This is a genomic window from Deltaproteobacteria bacterium (genome assembly GCA_016219225.1).
In the GTDB taxonomy this organism is placed as follows: Bacteria; Desulfobacterota; RBG-13-43-22; order RBG-13-43-22; family RBG-13-43-22; genus RBG-13-43-22.
Window position 1 is genome coordinate 1 of record JACRBX010000115.1, and the last position, 6,012, is coordinate 6,012.

General features: G+C 46.4%; 3 protein-coding genes. All 3 read left to right on the plus strand.

Going from position 1 to position 6,012, the window contains the following annotated elements; all coding sequences use genetic code 11:
* Positions 1 to 190: 190 nt before the first annotated feature.
* The gene (locus HY879_10385; GenBank protein MBI5603752.1) at positions 191 to 4,504 is read left to right on the plus strand and encodes an RHS repeat protein; all 4,314 of its coding nucleotides are present in this window, start codon (positions 191 to 193) and stop codon (positions 4,502 to 4,504) included.
* A 21-nt stretch (positions 4,505 to 4,525) separates the two neighbouring features.
* Positions 4,526 to 4,819: a hypothetical protein gene (locus HY879_10390; GenBank protein ID MBI5603753.1), complete on the plus strand. Its 294-nt coding sequence runs from the start codon at positions 4,526 to 4,528 to the stop codon at positions 4,817 to 4,819.
* 162 nt (positions 4,820 to 4,981) lie between these two features.
* Positions 4,982 to 6,012, plus strand: a 1,031-nt coding sequence (locus tag HY879_10395; GenBank protein MBI5603754.1) for a chitobiase/beta-hexosaminidase C-terminal domain-containing protein, incomplete at its 3' end; no start/stop codon positions are given.

Genomic DNA, 6,012 nt, shown 5'->3' on the forward strand with positions numbered 1-6,012 from the left:
CCCATAGCACAGGTTTTTGTTCATACTTCCCACCCCTTCCCGATCTCCACTATATTTAATATTTTGAAATCATTTAATGATTTAATAAATATCCTGGTGGCATGGGATTTGTAAATAGTACCGGAATAATTCTAATAATCCTTTATCTCACACTTTTATATTCTATCCCCGGGAGAGGAGAACTCTATAATTGAAAAAGGCTAAAAGATCACCCTGCCTGATGTTATTACTTATTTTCGGGTTCCTCTTTTGGCTGCCTGTCTATTCTTATGGTCAAGGTTTTTCTCCGGTCATAGGGTTTACCACACAGCAGATGGCCGTCAATGGGACACAAAATCTATCCGTTAATGGCGGTTCCGGGGGTCCTTATACCTGGGAGATATTGCATGGGGGAGGCTCCCTTTCGGGCTCGGAAGGAAATTCGATAACCTATACAGCCCCGGCTTCCAATCCAAATTGTGTGAACAACCCAACCATCCAGGTAACCGATTCCAGCGGTCAAACCGCTTCACTGAATATGGCCGTGAATGCTTATCCCCATCATATTGAAACGGCTTATGTCTGGACCGACTCACCCAGTAATGCCCAATGCGGTAGCTATACCGAATGTTGTTGGAGAATCAGTGCTTTTAGATTTTTTTGCGATGGGTCTTTTCACGCCTGGCTTTGGGACTGTACCAGTTGCGATGCCCCTCCGCCGGGAAATTGTTCCGGTTGCTATACAAAATTAATTTATGACCCGCCTAATGCCTGTTGGGGCAATTGGAAACCGGATACAACCAGTATGGAATGCCTGCCCGATCAACTATTAGAACGGTGTACTGCTAATAATGCTTGCGGGCAATTAACCGGTATCCCTATTTCCTGCAGTGGTCCAACCGATGTGAGAACAGCGCAACTTAAAAGCATCGGTTGTTGTCCTTTCGCACTCATCTCACCCTGTCAGATGAGCATAACCGGTTTCAAATCGAGTGAGAACACGATCAATCTATCTTCCGGACAGGGGACAACCATAACAGGGACGATTACCGGTAATCCCGTGGGGTCTACAAACTGGACCCTTACGGTGGAAGGAACCGGTTGGGCTTATTCCGGTTCCGGAAGTGCCGTGTCCCTTTATTGGAATGGCAGGACTCCTTTAGGAAAAGAAGTCCCTCCCGGGGTTTATAACGTGACCCTTTCGGCCCAGACCGTTGGGGGAATATGTGATGGTAATATTATTCAACAGACTATTTTATTAAATGTCACCGCCAATCCATCAAGATGTCTTTGGGTGGAAGGCGGTTCGGCGGTGAATGCGGCCAGTGGGAATCTTAATCATTCCCAGACCCTGTTCCGGCTTCCTAATGCCAGGTTCAAGGGCGACTTTTCCCTCTTCTATAACAGCTTTGACGGCCAGATGGCCCCCTTGGGCCAGGGCTGGACCCATTCTTATAACATAAGGCTTTTATCCAATAACGACGGCTCCTACACCCTGATTGAAGGGGACGGGCAGAAGACCGTCCTTTTCAGTAACGGCAGTCGATATACTCCGCAGAAATCGAATTTTCCGGCTCTGATTAAGTATACGGATAACACCTATGCCCTGGGAAATAAGGATGGCCTTACCTACTATTTCAATGCCGGTAAGATCATAACCGGGATATGCGACCGGAATTCAAACACCTTGTATTTTACCTATGACGGTAGCAACAACCTGATTGGGATTATCGACCCCTCGGGAAGGACTACCTCACTGCAATACGATCAAAGCAAACGGATCAGCCTGATCACCGATCCCCTGGGAAACAGCCATTATTTTACTTATACCGGGCCGGATCTGACCGCTGTTTCTTCCCAAATCAATGGCCTGGGTGTCCAAAATTGGGTCTACGGCTATGATGGGAAAGGCAATATGCTGACCAGGACCGACCCGGAGGGATTTGTAACCACCTATGTTTATGACAGCGACTTCCGGATGATCCAGGCAACCGATCCGCAAGGCCGGTACAGGACTATGACTTACAATCCCTCCCAGAATGCAACCCAACTCATCGAAAAAGACGGGGGATTGTGGACCTATACTTACGATGTCGTGATCGGTGCCATGACCGCAAAAACCGATCCCCTGGGATATACCACCCATTATTATTATGATTCGAATTGGAATCTGGCCGTGGTGACCGATCCCAGGGGTAATGGGACCTGGTACACTTACGATGCCAATGGGAACACGGTTTCCATGACCGATTCCCTGGGGTATACCACCAGTTATACCTATAATGCCTTGAATAAAATTGCTGGTATCGTTTACCCGGACAATGCTTCGGTCGTTTTGGCTTACGATACCTTGGGGAATCTGACCTCCCTTACCGATCCTATGGGCAATTGGACCCAATACGGCTATGATTCCAGAGGCAACCCAACCACCATTACCAATGCCTTGAACCAGACCACCTCTCTGACTTATAACCAGAATAATTATCTGGTTTCCTTAACCGATCCGACAGGCGCCGTTACATCTTTCGCTAATGATGGCTCCGGGAACCTTATCAGCCAAATCGATCCCTTGAATAATACGACCACCTTTGCCTATAATGGGCTGAACAAGCCGGTCAGGATTACGGATCCCCTGGGGCAGATCACCGATTTGGGTTATGATTTAAATGGAAATCTCTCTTCCAAGATCGATGGTAACAGCAACCTGACCCAATACCAGTATAATTATATGGGCCAAGTCACCCGGATTGCCGATGCCTTGAATCAGGTCACCCGGTTTACTTATGGGTCCGGGTGCCCGGGCTGCGGGTCCGGGGTGGAAAAGCTCACCGCCTTAACCGATGCCAGAGGGCAGACTACGGCCTTCGAATATAATCCAGCCGGCAAATTGATCAAAGAGACCGACCCTCTGGGCTATTTTAAGACCTATAGCTATGACGGTGCCGGAAGCCGGGTATCCATGACAGATGAAAATAACCATACCACCCAATATATGTATGACCCGCTCAATCGCCTGGTTCAGGTCACCTATCCGGACGGCACCACCAAGATTCTTGGTTACGATGCCCGGGGCAACATGACTTCAGCGGCCAATCCCAATATAGGCTATACCTTTTCCTATGATCTAAGTAACCGCTTGACCGGGGTCCTGGATTCCAACGGGAAATCATTAAGCTATCAATATGACCCTTTGAATAACCGTACCCAGATGGCTGCTCCGGATGGCCGGATCATTAACTATGGCTACGATTCAGGGAACCGGCTTTCCCAAATAATTTCCGAACGGGGGATTTTTGGTTTTTCTTATGATCTGGCCGGAAAAAGAACGGGAATGATTTATCCGAACGGGGTGACCACCACCTACAACTACAATCCAGCCAGTTATTTGACAGATTTACTAGTCAGGAAGTCCCAATCGACGGTGAATTCATTTTCCTATACCCATGATGCCGTAGGTAACCGGTTGTCCATGGCCGATCTGACGGGACTTCATACTTATCAATATGATCCGATCTACCAGCTTATCCAGGCTGTGCATTCCAACATTCCAACCGAGCAGTTCAGTTATGATCCGGTGGGCAACCGCCTTGATGCCGCCTTTGATGAGGTCGGGGGACTCAAGGCCAACACCCAATACACCTATGATTATGAAAACCGTCTAACCCGGGTCCAATATCCGGGGATGGATGCCCGATACAAATATGATCCCCTGGGCCGAAGGATTGAAAAGAATGTCAACGGCCAGATAACCCGGTATGTCTATGATGGAGATAACATGATCGCCGAATATGACGGGACCGGGGTGGTGAAATCCAAATACCTCTTCAATCTTGCCATTGATGATCCCCTGTCGGTTGAGCAGAGCGGGAGTGTCTATTATTACCATAAGGACGGGCTGGGGAGTGTCACCGAGCTGACGAATTCGGGAGGGAATATAGCCAAGGCTTATAGGTACAATAGTTTTGGGGAGATTTATTCCCAGAGCGGAAGTCTGACCCAGCCGTTTACATTTACTGGGCGGGAATATGATTCGGAGAGTGGCTTGTATTATTACAGGGCAAGATATTATGATCCCTCAGCCGGCATCTTTATCGGCAAGGATCCGATTGGGTTTGAGGGTGGGGATGGAAATCTGTTCAGGTATGTGGGGAATAATCCTATTAACGATGTAGATGCAATGGGATTGGCGATTTGGATTTGTAGTCGAAAAACAAAATTCGGTATTGGCAATCATGCTTATCTTTGGAATGATAAAAATAATTCTTGTTGTGGTATGGGTTCAACTGAAACCTGTAAAGAAAAAGGACCAAAGAGGGGAGATTATTGCAGAAGAGTTGAAGGAAGTGATGGTCTTGAAAATAGAATTATGCTGTGTTGTAAAGATACAGCAGACCTGGGCCGATGGATCCCCCCATTAAATGATTGCCACACTGCTGCAGATGATTGTCTCATAAGCGCAGGCTTAAAAAATCCAGGTGTCCCGGGTGGGCGTTTAAGCAAACCTTGTGATCCATGTTCTAAATGATTTTAAAAAAGGATATTAATAATGAAAAAATATTTAATAATGGTTTTTATATATTTATGCTCAATATTATCAGTCATTTTAATAGCTGAAAAATCAGGAAAGATTTTTTACTTTGGGTATGTTTTTAAAACATCTCTTATCATTCTTTTTCTCAGCTCCTTCTATTTAAATAGAGACCTTTTCAAAAATATTAAAAATAAATATTTAAAATATTTTTTTCTTTTCTTTTTATCAAGCTTGATGACCTTATTGTTGGGCTATCTTGTTCTTATTATAGCTATAAATTTTAATCTTTCTATGGGCGGAAAGATTTAGGGACTTAATGGCCCAAATTATTAAACCCTTTATTCAGGAGAAATCAAATAAATGTCATCAAAGTTAACACAATGGTTTGCAATAAGTATGGTCGTAATCTCCATAGTATTTATTTCGGTTATTGCTTCTTATTCCAAGTCCATGAGCTACACTTATGATGGCATGAACCGTTTGATAGAAGTAGTATACGAAGATGGGGCGCGTATTCAATATACTTATGATGCGGCAGGGAATCGGATAGAGAAAAATTACCAGGCTGAAACAACTCCTCCAACCACTACCGCCACGCCTGGCGGAGGAGTTTATAGCACCGCCCAGTCCGTAACCCTAACCTGCAATGACGGGGCTGGGTCTGGCTGTGATAAAATTTATTACACTGCCGATGGATCAACCCCAACCACCTCTTCTGCGGTCTATTCTTCTCCCATCAACATTGCGGTAACCACAACTCTACAATTTTTTGCCAGAGACAAATCGGGCAATAGTGAATCCGTTAAAACTCAAACCTACACCATTGGGTTTGCCATGGTGATGGTTCAACTCAAGGACAGTAACGGCAACTCGATTAGTGGTGGTGTTGTCCAGTATTACTCTGGCGGGTGGAAGGATTTTGGCACTACGGATGTCAACGGGCGTGTCAGCAAGGAGTTAAAGACCGGCAGCTATACCTTCAGCATGACCTTCGCCTATGGACGTCAGGAGAAATCTCAGAATATCGCCAATGACCCAATTGTGGTATTTCAAACGAAACGGGTTGCAGTCCAGCTTAAAGAAAGCACCGGGGCTTTCCTGGATACCGGTACGGCCCAGTATTACGCCGGAGGCTGGCGGAACATCGGCGACACCTCCGGGGGACAGATCAGCAAGGAATTACTGCCGGGCAGCTATACCTTCAGTATGACTTATGCCTATGGACGGCAGGAGAAGTCCCAAAACATTGCCAATGATCCAACTGTGATTTTTCAGACGAAGCGGGTGGCGGTTCAGCTTAAAGACAGCACCGGGACTATCCTGGATACCGGCACGGCCCAGTATTATGCCGGTGGCTGGCGGAATATCGGGGATACCTCGGGGGGACAGATTGGCAAGGAACTGCTGCCGGGCTCTTATACCTTCAGTCTGACCTACGCCTATGGACGTCAGGAGAAATCTCAGAATATCGCCAATGACCCAATTGTGGTATTTCAAACGAA

Excerpts from the sequence above, each read along its gene's own strand:
- HY879_10390 (MBI5603753.1), top strand. The coding sequence starts at position 4,526 with ATGAAAAAATATTTAATAATGGTTTTTATATATTTATGCTCAATATTA.